General features: G+C 64.1%; 2 protein-coding genes. Both read right to left on the bottom strand.

From position 1 onward, the window contains the following. Positions 1 to 68: 68 nt before the first annotated feature. Positions 69 to 872 (bottom strand): IS21-like element helper ATPase IstB, encoded by an 804-nt coding sequence (gene istB / locus BST27_RS30045; protein ID WP_069422657.1) that lies wholly within the window; start codon positions 870 to 872, stop codon positions 69 to 71. Then, on the bottom strand, positions 869 to 2,374 hold the full coding sequence (gene istA / locus BST27_RS30040; RefSeq protein ID WP_079220325.1) for an IS21 family transposase: 1,506 nt from the start codon (positions 2,372 to 2,374) through the stop codon (positions 869 to 871). The genes istB and istA overlap by 4 nt, the downstream gene beginning before the upstream one ends. Positions 2,375 to 2,543: the final 169 nt, after the last annotated feature.

Here is a 2,543-nt window from a genome sequence, read left to right as displayed (position 1 = left end):
TGTCAATGGCCATCTGGAAGTCCCCGTTTTTGGCCAGGAGAAGTCCCCGCCCCTGAGCGGGTGATTGGCTAACTCTTGGTGGCTCCCTTCTTGTGGTCGGCATGGCGCATCCGGTAGGACTCGCCGGAGGTGATGACGATCGTGGCGTGGTGCAGTAGCCGGTCGAGAATGCTGGCGGCGGTGGTGTGCTCGGGCAGGAATCGTCCCCATTGCTCGAATGGCCAGTGTGAGGCGATGGCCAAAGAGCGGCGTTCATAGCCGGCAGCCACGAGTCGGAACAACAGTTGAGTGCCGGTGTCATCGAGCGGGGCGAAGCCAATCTCATCCAATATGACGAGGTCTGCCCGCAATAAGGTGTCAATGATCTTGCCGACGGTGTTGTCGGCCAGACCGCGGTAGAGCACCTCGATCAGGTCGGCTGCGGTGAAGTAGCGGACCTTGAAACCGGCGTGCACGGCGGCGTTTCCGCAAGCAACGAGCAAGTGGCTCTTGCCCGTGCCCGGCGGGCCGATGACCGCTATATTCTGCTGCGCCCGAATCCATTCCAAGCTCGACAAGTAGTCGAACGTAGCTTGGGTGACCGAGGATCCCGCCACGTCGAAACCGTCGAATGTCTTGGCGACCGGAAACGCCGCAGCCTTAAGACGACTGGCGGCGTTGGAGGCATCGCGAGCGGCGATTTCAGCCTCCACCAATGTCCGCAGGATCTCGTGTGGGGTCCAGCGTTGGGTCTTGGCCACTTGCAGCACCTCAGCGGCGTTGCGCCGCACGGTGGCCAACTTCAGCCGCCGCAGGGCGGCGTCGAGGTCAGCAGCCAACGGCTCCACCGACGGTGGCGGCACCGCTTTGGTTGTATTCGTGGTAGCGGTCATGAGGCCGTCCCATCGGTGGAGGTGCCGTCGATCCGGTAGGCGTCCAAGGATCGGGTCTCGGCGGTGGGCAGGTTGAGGACCAGGGCGTCACCGGCAGATCGGGGTTGTGGGGTTCCGGCGCCAGCGGCCAGGATGGAGCGCACGTCGGCGGCCCGGAACCGGCGAAACGCCACCGCCCGGCGCAGGGCGTCAACCAGGGCCTGTTGTCCGTGGGCAGCGCCGAGTCCGAGCAGGGTGTCGAGTTCAGATTTCAGCCGGGTGTTCCCGATGGCGGCAGCGCCGACGAGAAACTGCTCGGCGTCAGACCCCAGGGCGCAGAACTGTTTCTCTGCATGGGTTTTCGGGCGCGGTCCACGTGAGGGTGCCGGGCGGGGTCCGTCGTAATGGTCATCGAGGACAGAGACTTCCCCGGGGCCGACGAGTTCGTGTTCGGCCACGATCACCCCGGTCGTGGGCTCCAGGATGATCAACGCACCGTGATCGACGACCACTGCCACCGTGGTCGCGACCAGCCGCTGGGGCACCGAGTAGCGGGCCGAGCCGTACCGGATACAGGACAGGCTGTCGACTTTGCGGCGCACCGACCCGACACCAATTTCTAGCCGCAGCGACGGCAGAGCTTTGAGCACGGTGCGCTCTTCTGCGAGCCGTTGGTCAGGGATGGCGCAGATCTCCGAATGCAGTGCGGCGTTGACCTCGGCGCACCATAGGCCGGCCTGCTCGTTGAGCTGTCGCAGATTGACCTGCTCGCCGGTGATCGCGGCTTCGGTCAAAAGCGGGACGGCGAGGTCGTCTTGGGCGTAGCCGCATAGGTTTTCCACGATGCCCTTCGATTGCGGGTCCGAGGCGTGGCAGAAGTCCGGGACGAACCCGTAGTGAGAGGCGAACCGCACGTAATCCGGTGTTGGGACAACGATATTGGCGACCACGCCACCTTTGAGGCAGCCCATCCGGTCGGCCAGGACCTTGGCCGGCACTCCGCCGATGGCCTCGAGGGCTTCGGCGATCATCGCCAGGGTGGTGGAAGCTTTCTGATCACCAGCGAAGCGCACGAATCGCCAGCGCGAGTACGCCAGGACCGCGCAGAAGACGAACAATCCGGGTGCCGCTTCGGCCCAGTCCATCACCAGATAGTCACCGGGTGACCAGACCGCCGGACGCCGTTGATGTTTGTTCTGTTTGCGCCACAACGCTTTCTGCTCGGACACCAGGCGCCGGAAATTGCGCGCGGAGCCCTGATACCCGGCGGCACGGGCGATCGGCAACATCCGCTTGGCCGACATCTTGGCCTTGGACTTGTCGACCCGCTCAGCCACCAGCTCGGTGAATGCATCGAGGTTGCGCGCTCGGGGCTCCCGCAGCGGTGGCCCGCCGACCTCGGCCCGCTCGATGACCCGCTTGACCGTCTTATGGGTCGTCCCGCACAGATCGGCAGCACCGCGATACGTCCCGACCTGCTGATACGCAGAAATGATGTTCATTTGCTCCCTTGCAGACTTCAATAGAGCTCCCTGGGCGGTGTGGTGACAGTTGGCGCTATCACCGTCACCGCCCAGGCCCACAGCTCCCGGAAACGACACGAAACCCAGCAAAGGAGTGGGGACTTCTACCTGGCCACCAGTGGGGACTTTCTACTGGCCACAGATGGGGACTTTCTCATGGCCATTCACA

Source organism: Mycobacterium intermedium (assembly GCF_002086275.1).
GTDB classification, from domain to species: Bacteria; Actinomycetota; Actinomycetes; order Mycobacteriales; family Mycobacteriaceae; genus Mycobacterium; species Mycobacterium intermedium.
The sequence above is the reverse complement of the archived record's forward strand: the minus strand, read 5'-3'. Positions and strand labels throughout refer to the sequence as shown.